We start from the raw sequence: 17631 nt of genomic DNA, 5'->3' as shown, positions 1-17631 counted from the left end.
CCGTCGGAGCGATCCGGCGGGGCTTTTTCTATGGCCGGAATGCAACAATCCGCCCCTTCGCGCGTTGGGCTGAAGGAGGAGACACGTTCCATGAGACTACCGAAGAATTCCCACGTCGCCGTGGTCGATGGCAAAACCTTTCTGCTGTTCCGCAACGAGGGCCCGCCGCTCGAGCCCAGGCTGCGCAAGGAAAACAGCCCGCAGCTCGACGTCACCAACTTCAGCGCTGGCGTGAAGCACCAGGACGATATCGGCCAGCGCCACGGCCGGACCGATCTGAAAGAACTCGGCCATGCAGCCGCTGCGGCCGAATGGCTGAATGCCAAGGCGATCGCGAACGACCTCCACGACGTGCTCGTCATCGCCGACCCGAAGACGCTGGGCGAGATGCGCCAGCACTACCACTCCGAACTCAAGAGCCGGCTCGTCGGCGAGCTGGACAAGACCCTGACCGGTCAGACCAGCGACGAAATCGAGAGGATCATCGCCGCGTCATGATCGGTTCGCCCGGTCGCCGTCATGCGACGGCGGTTTGCCCGGACCGGCTGCGGTGAGCGCAAGCGGGGTCGCGACAGCGATCGAAAGGATCATCGGCGATACCGCGCTAATGCGCAGTCTGGTGGCGATCACCGACCCGGCATCGCTGGCGCGCGAACTGGCGCAACTCGGCGCGACCGAAGCGGCCTGGCTGCAGGTCCTGTCCGGTCGGACGATGCCCGGCACCGGCTCGCGGGAATGGCGCTCGATCGACGCTCCGCCGCGCGGATGGCTCCCGCTGCGGCTGTTTGAAGAGCACGATGGCTGGCATGTCGAGTGGGTGCACTTCCTGTTCCAGCCGCTCGCCAGCCCGTTCTTCGAAGACGACGCGATGCGTGCGCGGGCCCATCCGCTCAACCGGCTGCTGCGCTGCGCGACCCCGGTCGAGGCCGTGGCAAAGTTCGCTGAAACCGACCAGCCGGACCTGCTGGTCTTCCACATGTCGCGCTGCGGATCGACACTGGTCGCACAGATGCTCGCGGCGCTCGACAGGGTCACCGTGCTGTCCGAGCCGCCCCCGTTCGATCAGGCGCTGCGCCTCTATCTGGCCGGCGAAGTCGATGCCCGGATCGTCCGCGGCATGGCAGCGGCGCTGGCCCCCGATGTTGGCGAGCGCGCGCGCCTGCGTGCGATCAAGCTCGATGCCTGGCACACCCTTTCGCTCGACCGGGTGATCGCGCTGTTCCCGCTGGCCCGGGCGGTGTTCCTGTTCCGCGACCCGGTCGAAGTGCTGGTTTCCCTGGGACGCGTACCGGGCATGCATGCGGCCAAGGGGGTGCTGCCGCTCGAAACCTACGGTCTGCCCGATTCATCCTCGGTCGATCCGACCGATTTCGCAGCGATGGTGATTACCGAAATCGCGCGCCGCGGGCTCGATGCGGCCGAGCGGCACGGCGTACAACTGTGCGACTATGCGGACCTACCTGCTGCCGTTTGCGATACCTTCCTGCCGGAGTGCGGCATCGAACCGACGCAGGAGGAGGCGCGGCGCCTGGCCGATGTGGCGGAGCGCCATGCAAAAGCACCGGGCCAGACCTTCGCCAGCGATGCGCGCGCGAAGCACGACGCCGCCGGGGCGGACCTGCTGGAGCGGGTTCGCAATTTCGGTCTGGGCGATCTGCATGCTGCCCTGTCGCACACAGCGCGCGCGCAGCACCGGCGACGGGACCGGACGTCGCCAGTCCCGCCGGTCGCCTGACGGGTTCAGCCGCCCTTGCGGCTCGCCTCGACAGCTTCGATTGCCGCTGCGTCCCACGTCACCTGGGTCTGCGTCTGCGGATTGAAACGCGTATCCGCATACGAAGCCGCCTCCGCCGCAGCGATCTCGGCGGGGGTCAGGTGATCGCTCGGTTCCAGCGCGAACACGTCGATCCCGCGCGTGATCTCGGTCGCGTAGATCCGGCCGTTGTACCAGTAGGACGACCAGTAGCCGCCGACCACCAGCTGGTCTTCGCTGATCGCGCCGCGATCGAAATAGGCGATCTCTTTCGGGTTCGCGCTGTCGGTGAAATCCATCACGCTGATCCCGCCCTGGTACCACGACTGCACGAACAGGTCGCGGCCCGGCACCGGAATGATCGAGCCGTTATGCGCGACGCAATTCTCCTTGTCGCTCTGCGGCCCGGGCATCTTGTAATGCGCCTGGAATTCGAGCTTGCCCTCGACGATGTCGTAGATCGCGTTGGCGCCCCAGGTCATCGGGTCCGACGCGCGGCAACGCGGTCGCCCGCCCCCGCCCCACTCGTCGGTGAAGATCACCTTGGTTCCGTCATTGTTGAACGTGGCCGAGTGCCAGTAGGCGAAACCCTTGTCGAACACCGCGTCGATCCGTTTGGGATTGAGCGGGTCGGTGATGTCGAACAGGATGCCGTTGCCCGAGCATGCGCCGGCGGCGAGGTTCTTCGACGGGAACACGGTGATGTCGTGGCACTGGTCGGTCGGTGCGGTGCGCTGCGTTCCATCGCCGCTGTCGCCGCCGGTCCAAAGCCCCGCGATCTCGCCGGTCTCGTAATCGGCGAAGACCCGCGGACTTTTCACGATCCGCGCCTTGGCCGGGTCCGCGACGGGAATTTCGATCACATCGATGCTGAACAGCGCGGTGCGGGTGTCGGACGGATTGTCGACGCAGCGGGCGAGCTCTTCCTGTTCGCGGATGCGCGAGGTGCCGGAATTGTAGACGATGATCCGCTCGTCGTCGGCGCTCACGATCGAGTGCGTGTGGCTCCCCCGGCAGGTCTGCACCCCGCCGACCTGGCGCGGACGGGTCAGATCGGAGATGTCGAAGATGCGAAGGCCACGGAAGCGTTCAGTGCTGACGTCGGCCTCGACACCCTGCAACCCGCAATCGATCCGGCCGCGCGTCTGCTCGACGCTCATCACCAGCAGATCGCCGACCACCGATACGTCGCCCTGCCCACCGGGGCATACGACCGAACTCATCAGGCTGGGCACACCGTCCGCGCCGAGCCTGTAGATGTTGAAGCCGTGATAATTGCCCGCGATCATGATGTCGTTGAAGAACGCCATGTCGGTGTTCGCAAAGTCGAGCAGCGGGGTGCGCTCGGCAAATTGGGTGAGGCTTTCGCCATTCCCGTCGCGCTCGGTCGGGTCTTCGGCATCCGGGTCTGCTGCCTCGGTGACGGCGGCTGAGGCATTTTCGGCCGCCGCGGCGGTTTCGCTTGTCTCCTCGTCGCTCTCGTCATCCTCACGCGGCGGCACCGCCGGACGCAGGTCGGCCGGGTTTTCGGGATCGAAAAACCCGGCGGGCTTGGACAGGCTCACCACCTTGCGCAGGTTGAGGATCGCCTCGCCAGCACCGTCGAACCCCGCGGCAAGCGTGGCGCGCGGATCGGGCGACAGCCCGGCGAGCACCAGGTCCATCTTGTCGATCTCGGCCTTCTGGTCGTTCTCGACGTCGCCGACGAAGCGGAACAGCACCGGGTCGGCCGCGCTGCCCGGCTGCTCCAGCAGTTTCTCGACCATGTCGACCGCGCCTTCGTGATGGGCGATCATCAGGGTCAGGAACTGGCGGTCGAATTCGGTTCCCTGCGCCGCCGCCAGCGCCGCCAACTGTTCGGGCGAGGCCATGCCCGCCATCATGTGGTGCAGGTGCACCGCGTGTTCGGCCATTCCGGGCATTTCGACCGGTTCGCCGCGCGCGCTCAGCCACTCGCGCATGAAGGCCATTTCGTCCTCCTGGCTGGCTTCGATCCGGCCCGCGATGGCGACGATTTCCTCGGTGTTGGTGCGATCCTTGACCAGCTGCGCCATGTCGAGCGCCTGCTGGTGGTGCACGATCATGTGCTGCATGAACCTGACGTCGGCATCGGTGTATTTGGCGCTGGCAAGCTGGGTCGCTTCGTCGGCGGTCAGCACGCGGCTGTCCTGTCCTGGCGCGCCGGGCTGGATGATCTGCGGCGCCGACTGGGCGAAAGCGAAGGTCGAACTGCCGAGCAGCATGGCGGTGAAGAGCGCGCGCGAACCGCGCAGCGGGGAAGATGTGGGGGTCATGGGGGTCCTGTTTGTGGTGAATTGACTGCCAAAGTGCAGCGCCGGGTCGCGCAGTCAAGACCGATTTCATAACCCCGCACCATCCTTGCACGTTTGCAACAGGATCGCGCAGCCGTTCGTCGTTTTGAGATAGAAGATTGCTCGGAGCCAGCGGACCGGGCCACGATTCGCGAATCCGGTCGCGCGCGACGCACCGTTCATCGCACGCGCCGAATCGAGCGCTTGCCGCAGCGAATCGCCGACCGGTACAATGGTGCCGTTAAGTCGCCAGTAACCCTGACGGAGTATTTTTTGTCGATGGCACTTCTTCGGTTTTCTACCTGTTTCGCTGTTCTCTCCGGCCTTGCGCTCGCTGCCGCTCCTGCCGTTGCGCAGACGAACGACCTCGAAGCCAGCTTCGACAGCGCACTCGGAACCGAGCTGCGCAACCCGCAGACCTACGAAGCGGTCTACGAAAGCGGGTTCGAGCAACGCATCGCCGAGCTCGCCGATGGCAATCAGGGCCGGATCGGCGTCGCTGCGATGGATCTGTCGAGCGGCGAGATGATCATGGTGCTGGGTGACCAGCTGTTCCCGATGGCTTCGACCAGCAAGATCGCGGTGGCCGCGACCTATCTCGAAATGGTCGAACAGGGCCGCTATTCGCTGACCAGCGAATTTCCGCTGCTGATCCCGGTCCGATCGGCCAAGTATTCGTCCGCCGCCGCACCGGTGCGCGAAGGCAAGTACATGCAGGCGATCGACCTGATCGAGATCATGATTACCCGCTCCAGCAACCCGGCCACCGATGCGCTGCTCGCGGCAGTCGGCGGTCCGGACAAGGTCAATGCGTGGATGCGGCGGCAGGGTATCAACGACTTTTCGATCGACCGCGACATCGCCACGCTGGTGCGCGATGATGGCGAGTACGATCCGGCAAGCTGGATCGACCCGCGCGATTCCGCCACGCCCAAAGCGATGGTGCGGCTGCTGCAAGGCCTTTATCGCGGCGACTTCCTTTCGGACCAGAGCCGCCGCGTCCTGCTCGGCGCGATGAGCCGCACGGTGACCGGCAAGCGCCGGATCGTGGCCAACATGCCGAGCGCCGCCCGGGTCAGCCACAAGACCGGTTCGCTCAACAACACTTCGAGCGATATCGGCATCATCGAATCCCCCGATGGCCGCGCGATCGCAGTGGCGATCTACGTGACCGGACAGGGGTCGCGCAGCGCGCGCGAGGAGCGGATCGCCGCAATCGCACGTGCGCTCTACGATGGGTTTGCCGCCAAGGCCCGCAATCGCCGAGTGTGGACCAACGGGCAGCGCACCGGCGGCTGATCCTTTTCGATTTAAATTGCCACAAGAAAAAAGGGCGGCGCCTCACGGCACCGCCCTCTTTTCGTTGACCGTCGCTCCCGGTTTGCAGGAGCGACAGCAGCGCCCGACTTAGTCGTTGGCGGCTGCCTCTTCGGTCTGGCCGGTCATCGCGGCTTCGGCTTCGGTCGCAGCGTTGTCGGCAGCTTCGGCAGTCGCGTCAGCAGCGCCTTCGACGGCTTCACCGGTGGCGTCCGCAGCGCCTTCGACGGCAGCGCCGGCAGCGTCAGCATTGGCTTCGGCGTCGGCAGCCATGGCGTCGACGGTTTCGCCGGCTTCGTCGGCGGTCTGTTCGCAAGCAGCGAGGCCCAGAGCCGAGGTGGCGATGGCGGCGGCGAGAACGATCTTACGCATAATATCAATTCCTTAAACAGCGAGTGGGTTACGCGCGTCCCCTGATCGGGGAGGCGCCGAAGCCGAGTTTCTGACCCCCGACTCTGCCGCCCCAAATAAGGGCCAGAATAAGGCAATGCAAGCGAAATGAGGCGAAATGGCCATATTTTTGCCTTTTTCTTGCCTTTTTCCACCGTAGAAAGTTCGTAGAAAGTGTCCCCAGCGGAGCAGCCGCCATCGCGAATCCGGCCTCGTTTCGGCTTACGCGAGCCGTGCGGTGCTGCTAGCACCCGGCCATGTCCGAACAAAAGCATCTCTACCTGGTCGACGGGTCGTCCTATATCTTCCGCGCGTATCATCGCCTCCCCCCGCTGACCAATCCCGAGGGGACGCCGGTGGGTGCGGTCTATGGCTACACCACGATGCTGTGGAAGCTCGCGACCGACCTCACCGATGCCGAGGATCCGACCCATCTGGCGGTAATTCTCGATAAGGATTCGAAGAGCTTTCGCAACGACATCTATCCCGAATACAAGGCCAACCGGCCCGAGCCGCCCGAAGATCTGCGACCGCAATTTCCGCTGATCCGCGATGCGACCCGCGCTTTCAGCCTGCCCTGCATCGAGGAAGCGGGGCTGGAGGCCGACGACCTGATCGCATCCTATGCCCGCGAGGCGCAGCGGCAGGGGTGGAATGTCACCATCGTCTCCTCGGACAAGGACCTGATGCAGCTTGTCGGGGAAGTAGACGGCGCACGCATCGACATGCTCGACACGATGAAGAGCGCCCGCATCTACATCCCGGAGGTGGAGGAGAAATTCGGCGTCGCGCCCGAACTGGTGGGCGACGTTCTCGCGCTGATGGGCGACAGCGTCGACAATATTCCGGGAATTTACGGGATCGGTCCGAAGACCGCGAGCAAGCTGATTTCGGAACACGGCTCGCTCACCGCAGCGCTCGACTACGCGCCCGAGATGAAGACATCGAAGCTCAAGGAACGCCTGATCGAAGGGCGCGCGGATGCCGAAATGTCGCGCGTGCTGGTCACGCTCAAGGAGGATTGCGACCTCCCCGAGCCGCTGGAAGATTTCAGGCTGGACGGCGTCCCGCCGGAACCGCTCGCCGCATTCCTCGAAACCCACGGCTTCACTTCTCTGCTCAAACGGTTGGGCGCGGGCGCCGGCAGCCCCGAGCGCGCCAACAACCTCCATCCCGATCAGGCGGACAAGCCGGGCGACGCGGGCACTGCCGAGGGCAATCACCAGCCGCTTCCGGAAATGCCGACACTCGATCGCACCGCCTACGAAACGGTCCAGACACTCGAGCGGCTGGAACACTGGGTCGACCGCGCCACGACCGCGCGGCTGGTCGCGGTCGATACCGAAACCTCCTCGCTCGATGCGATGCAGGCCGATCTGGTCGGGGTCAGCCTCGCGCTCGGCCCTAACGACGCATGCTACATCCCGCTGGCGCATGGCGGGACCGACATGTTCGACGAAAAGCCCGAGCAGGTGCCACTCGACGGCGCCATAGCGGCGCTCAAGCCGATGTTAGAGGACGATGCGGTCACCAAGATTTTCCAGAACGGCAAATACGATCTCAACGTGCTCGCGCGTTACGATATCCAGGTCTCACCGATCGAAGACACGATGGTGATCAGCTTCGATCTCGACGCCGGTCGGGGCGAAGGCATGGGCGGCGGGCACGGGATGGACGAATTGTCCGAACGCCATCTCGGCCACACTCCGCTCGCGTTCAAGGATGTGTGCGGGACGGGCAAGAAGGCGATCCCTTTCGGTGAAGTCCCGCTCGCCCGCGCGACCGAATATGCCGCTGAAGACGCCGACGTCACATGGCGACTCTACCGCTTCCTCAAACCCCGCCTCGCCGAGGAAGGCGGCACCCGCATCTACGAACGCGTCGACCGTCCGCTGATCCCGGTGGTCGCGCAGATGGAGCGCGAGGGAATCAAGATCGATCGTGCGCGGCTGGCGAAACTGTCGGAAGAATTCGCCAACGAGACCGGCCGGCTCGAAGGCGAGATCCACGAAATCGCCGGTCAGGAATTCGCGGTCGGCTCGCCCAAGCAGCTGGGCGATATCCTGTTCGACAAGATGGGCTTCAAAGGCGGCAAGAAGGGCAAGAGCGGGCAATATTCGACGGACCAGTCGGTGCTCGAAAACCTGGCGAAGGATGAAGCCGCCAAGCCGATTGCCGACAAGGTGCTCGAATGGCGGCACCTGTCAAAGCTCAAATCGACCTATACCGACGCGCTTCAGCAGCAGATCAATCCCGACACGGGCCGCGTCCACACCAGCTACAGCCTGGTCGGAGCGCAGACCGGGCGCCTGTCCTCAACCGATCCCAACCTGCAGAACATTCCGATCCGCACCGCGATCGGGCGGCAGATTCGCGAAGCCTTCGTCGCCGAACCGGGCAACGTCCTGCTCGCCGCCGACTATTCGCAGATCGAGCTGCGGCTGGCCGCGCACATGGCCGATGTCGATACGCTCAAGGAGGCGTTCGCCAACGGCGAGGACATCCACGCACGCACCGCGAAGGAGATGTTCGGCGAAGTCACCCGCGACACCCGCGCGCAGGCCAAGACGATCAACTTCGCGATCCTATACGGCATATCGCGCTGGGGGCTTGCGGGTCGGCTGGAGGTCGAGCCGGACGACGCGCAGGACATGATCGACACCTATTTCCAGCGTTTCCCCGGCATCCAGCGCTATATCCACGAAACGCTCGAGACGGTGCGGCAGCGCGGCTATTCGGAGACGTTGTTCGGTCGCAAGACGTGGTTCCCGCGCATCAAATCCTCCAATCAGGCCGAGCGGCAGGGCTCCGAACGCGCGGCGATCAACGCGCCGATCCAGGGGACCAGCGCGGACATCATCAAGCGCGCGATGGTGCGGATGCTGCCCGCGCTGCGCGATGCGGGACTTTCCGACGTGCGGATGCTGTTGCAGGTGCACGACGAACTGGTGTTCGAGCTGCCCGAAGGCGATGTCGCCGCCGCCTCGCCGGTGATCGAACGGGTGATGGCCGAAGCCGCACTCCCCGCCGTCACCATCGATGTGCCGCTGGCGGTCGATATCGGCACCGGCGCAAGCTGGGATGCGGCGCACTAGATCAGGGCGTCACCCCTTCTCGGGCGGTCCGTGCTTCTTGTCGCGAACCGGCTCGAGCGTGTCGGGTGAGAAGAACCCGATCGGATTGACCTCGGCCGCGCGTTTCTTGAGCTCGCCGCGCATCTTCTTGTACTCGGCCTCCATCTTCGTGGTCACCGTCGCGCGGCTGTCCTTGAGCGCCTCCTGGAAGTCCTCCATCGCAACCTCGGACACCTCTCCGCCGACTCGGCGCAGCGCCCCGAGGCCCGCCCGGCGCACCACGTCCTCGAGGTCTGCGCCGGTAAAGCGTTCGGTCTTCTTCGCGACAGCCGCCAGGTCGACATCGTCCGCCAGCGGCATGGCCGATGTGTGGATCTTGAGGATATGTTCGCGGCCGGCGGTGTCGGGCGTGCCGACATAGACCAGCTCATCGAACCTGCCCGGACGCAGAAGTGCGGGATCGACCAGCGTCGGACGGTTGGTCGCGCCGATCACGACCACCGATTGCAGCTCTTCCAGTCCGTCCATCTCGGCCAGGATCGTGTTGACCACGCGGCCCGTGACCTGCGGCTCGCCCTGGCCCGAACCGCGCGCGGGCACGAGGCTGTCGATCTCGTCGATGAACACGACGCACGGCGCGACCGCGCGGGCGCGCTGGAACATGCGGGCGATCTGCTGTTCGCTCTCGCCGTACCATTTGGACAGCAGGTCCGAGCTTTTCATCGAGATGAAATTCGCCTCTGCCTCCTTGGCGACAGCCTTGGCCAGCAGGGTCTTGCCGGTGCCGGGCGGTCCATACAGCAGGAAGCCCTTGGCCGGGCGAATGCCCAGCCGCCGGAATGCTTCGGGATTCTTGAGCGGGAGCTCGATTCCCTCTCTCAGCTTGTCGATCGCGTCGCCGACCCCGCCGATATCATCCCACGAGACATTGGGCATCTGCACCATGACTTCGCGCATTGCGGACGGCTGGATGCGCTTGAGTGCCGAGAGAAAATCGTCGCGGGTGACGCACAGGTCCTCGAGCACGTCTTGCGGAATGGTGCGTTCATCGAGGTCGAGCCGCGGCATGATCCTCCGCACGGCGTCGATCGCCGCTTCGCGGGCAAGCGCGGCGATGTCCGCACCGACAAAGCCATGGGTGATGCGCGCCAACTCGTCGAGCTTGACTTCCTCTTCCAACGGCATGCCGCGCGTATGGATCGCGAGGATTTCGCGGCGGCCGCCCTGATCGGGCACCCCGATCACGATTTCGCGGTCGAACCGACCGGGGCGGCGCAGCGCCTCATCGATCGCGTCGGGCCGGTTGGTCGCGGCGATCACCACCAGGTTGCTGCGCGCCTCCAGCCCGTCCATCAGTGTCAGGAGTTGCGCAACCAGCCGCTTTTCCGCTTCGCCGTGGACCTGCGTGCGCTTGGGTGCGATCGAGTCGATTTCGTCGATGAAGACGATCGCGGGCGCGGCGCGGGTCGCTTCCTCGAAGACCTCGCGCAGCCGCTTTTCGCTCTCGCCATAGCCCGAACCCATAATTTCGGGGCCGTTGATGGTGAAGAATTCGGCATCGCTTTCGTTGGCCACCGCCTGCGCCAGCCGCGTCTTGCCGGTGCCGGGCGGGCCGTGGAGCAGCACGCCCTTGGGCGGATCAACGCCGAGGCGGGTGAACAGCTCCGGATACCGCAGCGGCAGCTCGACCATCTCGCGCAGTTGCTGGATGGTCTCCTCCATCCCGCCGACGTCATCGTAGTTTACGACGGCGCGGGCATCGCGCGGTTCTTCGAATTCGGTGCGCAGTTCGACCTCGGTATTCTCGTCGATATGGACGATGCCCTTGGGGCTGGTCGAATGGACCGACAGGCGAATCTGCGTCAGCGCATAAGCGGGCGCGCGCAGCAATTGGCGCACATCGGAAGGCATGTTCTGCACCGGCTGCTGACCGGTGGTGGCGACGAGATCGCCCGCGACCAGCGGCTTGCGGAAAAAGTTGCGCTTGAGCGCCTGGGTCGGACCCTGCAGCCGCATTTCGCGCTGCGCGGGGCGAACACGACCCGTGTCGCGGGGCGCGATTCGACCGCCAAGATCTCGACATGCTCACCCGAACCCGCTTCCGCATTGCCGCGTTGGAGCCCGTCGAGCCGCACGACATCGAGCGTATCGTCTTCCTGATACGCAGCCATCGCGATCGCGGCGGTCATGCGCTTGCCGGTGATCTGGACGATGTCGCCTTCGGTTATGCCGAGTTGCTGGAACGCCGAGCGCGGCATGCGCGCGATACCCTGTCCCGATTCCTCCTGCCGCGCCGGCGCAACCTGCAATCGCGCGGTTCTGCTTGGGGTGGCAGTTTCGGCATCGGCCATCAAATGGAGTCCTTCGAGCTGGGGGTCGCGGAACTGCGACCCACGCTAGCTAAGGAGCCGATGTGGCGATTGCAAACCACTTGGCACCACCGTCCGCACGGTGGGCCACAAGGCAGAAAAAAGCCCGGCACAAGGCCGGGCTATGAAAGTTTGGGAGAGGATGCCTGTAAGGCACGAAGGTTTATGCGGAGCGCAGCAATATTGTGCAAGTGCGAAAGGCGCATTTCAAGATGCAAATTGCGCAACACCTATGGAGTTATATGACGCATTTGTAGCAATTCGTGCAAAATACCTGCCCATTTTCGATGCATCAGCCCAATATATGAGCATTGTGCGCTGCCCAAACATACTGCATCGCAGCATTAAGGCATGGTCCGGTCGTTCTCGTCGCACCGGGTGACAGGCCGCTCGCAAGTCAGTAATCAGGCGGTCGCCAGGCCGCGCCTGCACGGCTCAAAGACAAATCCATCAGGATATTCCGATGAACAAGCTTTACCCCAATGCCGCCGCCGCACTCGATGGTGTGCTACACAACGACATGCTGATCGCTGCCGGAGGCTTTGGCCTGTGCGGTATCCCCGAACGGCTGCTCGATGCGATCCGCGACAGCGGCGTCACCGGCCTGACCTTCGCCAGCAACAATGCCGGGATCGACAACGAAGGGATCGGCAAGCTGCTCCGCACCCGGCAGGTGAAGAAGATGATCTCGTCCTATGTCGGCGAGAACAAGGAGTTCGAACGCCAGTTCCTCGCAGGCGAACTCGAGGTCGAATTCTGCCCGCAGGGCACACTGGCCGAGCGGATGCGCGCAGGCGGAGCGGGAATCCCCGGCTTCTACACCAAGACCGGCGTCGGCACGCAGGTTGCTGAAGGCAAAGAGCACAAGGATTTCGACGGCGAGACCTACATACTCGAACGCGGAATCTTCGCCGATCTGTCGATCGTCAAGGCATGGAAGGCCGACGAGACCGGCAACCTCGTGTTCCGCAAGACCGCGCGCAACTTCAACCAGCCCGCCGCCACGTGCGGCAAGATTTGCATCGTCGAGATCGAGGAGCTCGTGCCCGCGGGCGCACTCGACCCGGATTCGATCCACCTGCCCGGCGTGTTCGTGCAGCGCATGGTCGTTGGCGCGCCCTACGACAAGCAGATCGAATTCCGCACCACCCGCGAACGGGAGGCCGCATGACCCGTGCCTCGCGACGCACGCAGGCGCCGCAATCTCTGCTCCGCGAAAGCACCGGCCCGGAGAGATAGGTTCGTGCGCACACCCCACCTCATTGCATTGCTGTGCGCGCCGATCATGCTGCAGGGCTGCGTGGCGGCGGTGATTCCCGTCGTCGCGGGCGCGGCCGTCGCGCGTACCGCCACCGATGGCCGGACACCCGGCGACCAGGAACGCGCCGTGCAGCGACAGCAGGTCGCCACTGCGGCGCAGGCGGAGCTTTCGCGCATCGCGGCGGCTCCCGTGCCCGAAGTGATCGTGCAGACCTCACCCGTCACTCCGGACGCCCTGATCGAGGCCGACGCCTATTCGGAACTGATCCGCTATTCGCAGGAGCAGGCGCAGCTCGGGCTGCAAAGCGAATTGCCGCAATCGGCGGTGCTCGCCGATCCGTCGAGCCTGCGCGAGACGCGCGCGCCGTGCCGGGCCAACCTTCCGACAGTCTTGATCGATCTCGATCCCGCGGGAGACCTGTTCGCACTCGATTCGGAAGGCCGGGCGTCGCGCGTGCTGGCGCAGGGGCTGGATCAATTGCGCGGCGCCAATGTCGGGATCGTGTGGATTTCCGGGCATTCGGCGGGAATGGCGGGCGATATCCGGCTGGCGCTGAAGCAGACCGGTCTCGACCCCGAAAGCCGGGACGAGCTGCTGCTGATGCGCTATCCCGGCGACCGCAAACAGACCCGCCGCGCCGACCTTGCGAAATCCAGCTGCATCATCGCTATCGCTGGAGACACGCGCGAGGATTTCGACGAACTGTTCGAATACCTCGTCAATCCCGAAGCGGCGCTCGCGCTTGAGCTGCTGATCGGGCAAGGCTGGTTCCTGATCCCGCCCGCTATCGTTGCCAACGACCCCATTTCCGAAACCCCCTCCGAACAAAGGCAGATCACCCGATGACACAGGAAGCACCCGGTTGGAGCCGCGACCAGATGGCCGCCCGCGCCGCGCGCGAGCTGAAAGACGGCTATTACGTCAATCTCGGTATCGGCATCCCCACGCTGGTCGCCAACCACATTCCCGCAGGGATGCAGGTGACGCTGCAAAGCGAGAACGGAATGCTCGGTATCGGGCCGTTTCCGTATGACGACGAGGTCGACCCCGACCTCATCAACGCCGGCAAGCAGACCATCAGCGAGCTGCCGCATTCGGCCTATTTCGACAGCGCGACGAGCTTCGCGATGATCCGCGGCGGGCACATCGACCTGACCGTGCTGGGCGCGATGGAAGTCGCGGAAAACGGCGACATCGCCAACTGGATGATCCCCGGCAAGATGATCAAGGGGATGGGCGGCGCGATGGATCTGGTGGCCGGGGTCAAGAAGATCATCGTGGTGATGGATCACACCAGCAAGGCGGGCGATCCCAAGTTCATACCGACATGCACCCTGCCGCTGACCGGCACCAATGTGGTCGACATGATCATCACCAATCTCGGCGTGTTCCACCGGGTCGATCATGACAGCCCGTTCCGGCTGATCGAGCTGGCTCCCGGCGTGACCGAAGAAGAGATCGCGGCCAGCACCACCGCGAAATATGAAGTGGCACTGGAAACCGCCTGATCCATGTGGCTCGAGAAGCCCCGCAACCCCAACGCGCCGCTTGCCGGACTGAAAGTCGTCGAGCTCGCGCGGGTGCTGGCCGGGCCTTTCGCCGGGCAGATCCTCGCCGACCTTGGCGCGGATGTGATCAAGGTCGAAAGCCCGGAAGGCGACGGAACGCGCCTGTGGGGGCCGCCCTGGGTCGAGCGCACCGCCGCCGACGGCACGGTCCACCGCGAGGCGGCCTATTACCACGCCTGCAACCGCGGAAAACGCGCGATCGTCGCAGACTTTCACGATGCCGATGATCTCGCGCGGGTCCGAGCACTGTGTCTCGACGCGGACGTGGTGATCGAGAATTTCAAGACCGGCGGGCTGGCGAAATTCGGACTCGATTACACCTCGCTCGCGCCGGACGCCCCGCGCCTCGTCTATTGCTCGATCACCGGCTTCGGACAGACCGGGCCGCGGGCGCACGAAGCGGGATACGATTTCGTCATCCAGGGATGAGCGGCTTCATGTCGCTCACCGGAGAGCCCGAGGGCGTGCCGGTCAAGATGGGGGTCTCGATCTCCGACCTGTCGACCGGCGTGTGGGCCGCGAGCGGCATTCAGGCCGCGCTGCTCAAGCGCGAACGCACCGGCACAGGCCAGCAGGTCGACATGAGCCTGCTCGATTGCTCGATCGCGCTGCTTGCCAACCAGGCAACCTACCTGTTCACGACCGGCGAGAACCCGCCGCGCATGGGCAACGCGCACGCGCAGGTCGCTCCCTACGGCGTGTATCCGACCAACGACGGGCACGTGATCCTTGCCCCGGCGAACGACCGGTTGTTCGCGAAAATGGTCGCGATGCTGGACCGCGACGATCTCGCGCAGGACCCGCGCTTTGCCACCAATGGCGGACGCACCGAAAACGCCGCCGCGCTCGACGCGGATATCGCCGCGACCACCGCCTGTTGGAGCAAGGCCGACCTGCTCGACGCCTGCCACCGGCATGGCGTTCCCGCCGGGCCGATCAACCGGCTCGACGAGGTGTTCGCCGATCCGCAAGTGCTCGCGCGTGGGCTCCGGGTCGAGCTTGGCGGCATGCCGGGGGTGCGCAGCCCGTTCGTGTTTTCGGACGCCGAGCTGGCGCTCGACCGACCCTCCCCGCTGCTGGGGGAAGACGGCTAGCCCAGCAGCCTGGCCGAACCGCGCCACAACCGCTCGAACGGACCCTGCCCCAGCCGCGCGACCCACAGCGGCGACCACAGCAGCATGGTCGCGATCGGCACGAAGCCGAGTGCAAAGGCTTGGGCGCGGCTCACCTGCGCGAACAGCCCCAGTCCCCAGCTTGCGAAAATCGCGCCGAGCATCGCGCTCGTCATCAGGTAGTTGGTCAGCGACAGCCGCCCGACCGCCGCCAACCGGCGCGTGACCGCGCCGCGCGCGTCGAACAGCGCCATCGCCAGTGCGGCGTAGGCAAGCCCGAGCGCCGTGTCGAACGGGGCCGAGAAACCCAGCGCCACCGGCCCGACCAGCGGACCGGGAAATCCCTCTTGCGCCGTCCACTGCGCGAGCCACAGCAGCGGCGGGATCGACAGCACCGCGCAGACCGCCGCGAGACGCTGCAACCGGAAGGTCCGCCACTCGCCCGCCAGCATCCGGTCTTTCCACAGCGCCATCCCGAGCGCCATCGCGGCCAGGTTGATCGGGACCGAACCGACGATGGTCGCAAGCTGCGAGGGCATGCCGTCGAGCCGCCGCGAGACCCGTTCGGCGAAGCTTTCGCGGCCCTGCTCCAGCGCAAATCCGATCGCGCGTGCGTCGGAGCCGAAATCCCGCTCGATCAGCAGCGCCATCTCGGTCCAGCTGCGGCCCTGTGCCCAGTCGTAAAACCCGCTCCCGAACACCACGATGCCCCCGCCGACATGCACTGCGACCAGCCCGACTGCGACCGCGACCAGCGCGCGCACAGGGAGCTGCGCCAGGAACGGCAGCGCGCAGCCAGCGATGGCGTAGGCGCGCAGGATGTCGTTGCTCGCCAACAGCGTCGCGTGGACGAGGCCGATCGCGAACAGCACCGCCATCCGGGCGAAATGCGCGCGCCACGGACGGCCGCCGCCTTTTTCCAGCAGGATGATGCACCCGGCACCGAACATCATCGCGAACAGCGTGCGGAACTTGTCCTCCACGAACACGAAGCTCGCCGCCCAGACCAGCCGATCGAGCGAGGATTCCCCGCCGTATGCGACCGGGTTGTAATAGGCCTGTGCCGGCAGCGCGAAGACATACACGTTCATCCACACGATCCCGATCACCGCAAGCCCGCGCAGCGCGTCGAGCTCGGCGATCCGGCCTGCGGATGAAGGTGCTGGCGTCGTCATCGGCGACGCCCCTAGCAAGTCAGGACAGCGCTGCCTTCAAGTCTTCGACCAAATCCGTGCGTTCCCACGGGAAGAAGTCGCCATCTGCCGTGCGGCCGAAATGGCCATAGGCTGCGCTCTTGCGATAGATCGGCTTGTTGAGGCCGAGATGCGTGCGGATCGCGCGCGGGGTCAGGCCGCCGAGCTTGTCGATCGAACCGATGGCGTCCTCGATCGCGGCATCGTCGACCGTACTGGTACCGTGAGTGTCGACATACAGCGACAGCGGTTCGGACACGCCGATCGCATAGGCGATCTGGATCGTGCAGCGCTTGGCGATGCCGGCGGCAACGACATTCTTGGCGAGGTAGCGGGTGATGTAGGCCGCGCTGCGATCGACCTTGGTCGGGTCCTTGCCGCTGAACGCCCCGCCACCGTGCGGGGACGCGCCGCCATAGGTGTCGACGATGATCTTGCGGCCGGTCAGACCGGCATCGCCGTCGGGTCCGCCGATCACGAAGCTGCCGGTCGGGTTGATGTGCCACGCGGTCTCGTTGGTGACGAAGCCATCGGGCAGGATGTCGGTGACGACGCCCTTCACGTAATTGTGGAGCTCGGCTTCCTTCGTGCCCTTGTCGTATCCCTCGGCATGCTGGGTGCTGACGACGATGGCGGTGCAGGCGACCGGCTTGCCGTCGCGGTAACGCAACGTGACCTGGCTCTTGGCGTCCGGCTCCAGGAACGGGGCCGCGCCCGAATGGCGATCTTCGGCGAGTTTTTCGAGAATCTTGTGGCTGTAATCGAGCGTCGCGGGCATCAGGTCGGGCGTCTCGTCGCAGGCGAAGCCGAACATGATTCCCTGGTCGCCCGCGCCCTCGTCCTTGTCCGAGCCTTCCGCGCCGGCATCGACGCCCTGTGCGATATGCGCCGACTGGCCGTGCAGATGGTTTTCGAAGGTCAGCGTCTTCCAGTGGAAGCCGTCCTGCTCGTATCCGATGTCGCGCACGGTCGAGCGCACCGCCTGCTCGATCTCTTCCTTCGCGCCGGGGGCCCAACCGCCGTTCACGGCCCAATCTTCGTTGCCCTCATCGTACATCGGTGCACAGCGGATTTCGCCGGAGAGGATCACGCGCTGGGTCGTGGTCATGGTTTCGCAGGCGACGCGGGATTCGGGATCCTTCGACAGCATCAGGTCGACGATCGCGTCGGAGATCTGGTCGGAAACCTTGTCCGGATGGCCTTCGGAAACGCTTTCGGACGTAAACAGGTATTCGCTGCGCATCGGGACCCCTCGGTGGCTATGGCGATGAAATGGTTTCCA

At 65.1% G+C, this 17631-nt stretch carries 11 protein-coding genes and 2 pseudogenes; 8 read left to right on the top strand and 5 right to left on the bottom strand.

Annotated elements, in window-relative coordinates; translation table 11 throughout:
* Positions 1–90: 90 nt before the first annotated feature.
* A complete protein-coding gene (locus KDC96_RS14550; protein ID WP_212449094.1) occupies positions 91–498 on the top strand; it encodes a host attachment protein in 408 nt (135 codons plus the stop codon).
* A 52-nt stretch (positions 499–550) separates the two neighbouring features.
* Positions 551–1735, top strand: a complete 1185-nt coding sequence (locus tag KDC96_RS14545; protein ID WP_212449093.1) for a hypothetical protein — start codon at positions 551–553, stop codon at positions 1733–1735.
* A gap of 5 nt (positions 1736–1740) precedes the next feature.
* On the opposite strand, the gene KDC96_RS14540 is transcribed toward KDC96_RS14545, so the two are convergent.
* A complete protein-coding gene (locus tag KDC96_RS14540; RefSeq protein WP_212449092.1) occupies positions 1741–4047 on the bottom strand; it encodes a DUF305 domain-containing protein in 2307 nt (768 codons plus the stop codon).
* A 297-nt stretch (positions 4048–4344) separates the two neighbouring features.
* Between KDC96_RS14540 and KDC96_RS14535 the strand changes: the two genes are divergently transcribed.
* Complete coding sequence (locus tag KDC96_RS14535) at positions 4345–5364, top strand: serine hydrolase (RefSeq protein ID WP_212449091.1); 1020 nt, start codon at positions 4345–4347, stop codon at positions 5362–5364.
* Positions 5365–5472: 108 nt separating this feature from the next.
* Here KDC96_RS14535 and KDC96_RS14530 read toward each other — a convergent pair whose 3' ends face one another.
* On the bottom strand, positions 5473–5754 hold the full coding sequence (locus tag KDC96_RS14530) for a hypothetical protein (RefSeq protein WP_212449090.1): 282 nt from the start codon (positions 5752–5754) through the stop codon (positions 5473–5475).
* A gap of 275 nt (positions 5755–6029) precedes the next feature.
* On the opposite strand from KDC96_RS14530, the gene polA reads away from it, so the two are divergent.
* Complete coding sequence (gene polA, locus KDC96_RS14525) at positions 6030–8867, top strand: DNA polymerase I (RefSeq protein ID WP_212449089.1); 2838 nt, start codon at positions 6030–6032, stop codon at positions 8865–8867.
* Positions 8868–8876: 9 nt separating this feature from the next.
* Here polA and KDC96_RS14520 read toward each other — a convergent pair.
* A pseudogene (locus KDC96_RS14520) lies at positions 8877–11197 on the bottom strand (CDC48 family AAA ATPase).
* Positions 11198–11678: 481 nt separating this feature from the next.
* Here KDC96_RS14520 and KDC96_RS14515 point away from each other — a divergent pair.
* From KDC96_RS14515 to KDC96_RS14500, 4 genes and pseudogenes are all read left to right on the top strand, one after another.
* On the top strand, positions 11679–12386 hold the full coding sequence (locus KDC96_RS14515) for a CoA transferase subunit A (RefSeq protein WP_212449088.1): 708 nt from the start codon (positions 11679–11681) through the stop codon (positions 12384–12386).
* 72 nt (positions 12387–12458) lie between these two features.
* Positions 12459–13322 carry a hypothetical protein gene (locus KDC96_RS14510; RefSeq protein WP_212449087.1) on the top strand — a complete coding sequence of 288 codons (864 nt, stop codon included), beginning with the start codon at positions 12459–12461 and terminating at the stop codon, positions 13320–13322.
* Complete coding sequence (locus tag KDC96_RS14505; protein ID WP_212449086.1) at positions 13319–13984, top strand: CoA transferase subunit B; 666 nt, start codon at positions 13319–13321, stop codon at positions 13982–13984. The genes KDC96_RS14510 and KDC96_RS14505 overlap by 4 nt, the downstream gene beginning before the upstream one ends.
* A 3-nt stretch (positions 13985–13987) precedes the next feature.
* Positions 13988–15138: pseudogene (locus KDC96_RS14500) on the top strand (CaiB/BaiF CoA transferase family protein).
* Here the strand turns inward: KDC96_RS14500 and KDC96_RS14495 are convergent.
* Positions 15135–16331: a DUF418 domain-containing protein gene (locus KDC96_RS14495; RefSeq protein ID WP_212449085.1), complete on the bottom strand. Its 1197-nt coding sequence runs from the start codon at positions 16329–16331 to the stop codon at positions 15135–15137. The pseudogene KDC96_RS14500 and the gene KDC96_RS14495 overlap by 4 nt on opposite strands.
* A 19-nt stretch (positions 16332–16350) precedes the next feature.
* A complete protein-coding gene (gene metK / locus KDC96_RS14490) occupies positions 16351–17592 on the bottom strand; it encodes a methionine adenosyltransferase (protein ID WP_212449084.1) in 1242 nt (413 codons plus the stop codon).
* Positions 17593–17631 lie beyond the last annotated feature (39 nt).

It is taken from the genome of Erythrobacter sp. JK5 (assembly GCF_018205975.1).
GTDB lineage: Bacteria > Pseudomonadota > Alphaproteobacteria > Sphingomonadales > Sphingomonadaceae > Erythrobacter.
This window is presented reverse-complemented; position numbering and strand designations above follow the sequence as displayed.

Excerpts from the sequence above, each read along its gene's own strand:
- KDC96_RS14550 (WP_212449094.1), top strand. The coding sequence starts at position 91 with ATGAGACTACCGAAGAATTCCCACGTCGCCGTGGTCGATGGCAAAACC.
- KDC96_RS14540 (WP_212449092.1), bottom strand. The coding sequence starts at position 4,047 with ATGACCCCCACATCTTCCCCGCTGCGCGGTTCGCGCGCGCTCTTCACC.
- KDC96_RS14535 (WP_212449091.1), top strand. The coding sequence starts at position 4,345 with ATGGCACTTCTTCGGTTTTCTACCTGTTTCGCTGTTCTCTCCGGCCTT.
- KDC96_RS14530 (WP_212449090.1), bottom strand. The coding sequence starts at position 5,754 with ATGCGTAAGATCGTTCTCGCCGCCGCCATCGCCACCTCGGCTCTGGGC.
- polA (WP_212449089.1), top strand. The coding sequence starts at position 6,030 with ATGTCCGAACAAAAGCATCTCTACCTGGTCGACGGGTCGTCCTATATC.
- KDC96_RS14515 (WP_212449088.1), top strand. The coding sequence starts at position 11,679 with ATGAACAAGCTTTACCCCAATGCCGCCGCCGCACTCGATGGTGTGCTA.
- KDC96_RS14505 (WP_212449086.1), top strand. The coding sequence starts at position 13,319 with ATGACACAGGAAGCACCCGGTTGGAGCCGCGACCAGATGGCCGCCCGC.
- KDC96_RS14495 (WP_212449085.1), bottom strand. The coding sequence starts at position 16,331 with ATGACGACGCCAGCACCTTCATCCGCAGGCCGGATCGCCGAGCTCGAC.
- metK (WP_212449084.1), bottom strand. The coding sequence starts at position 17,592 with ATGCGCAGCGAATACCTGTTTACGTCCGAAAGCGTTTCCGAAGGCCAT.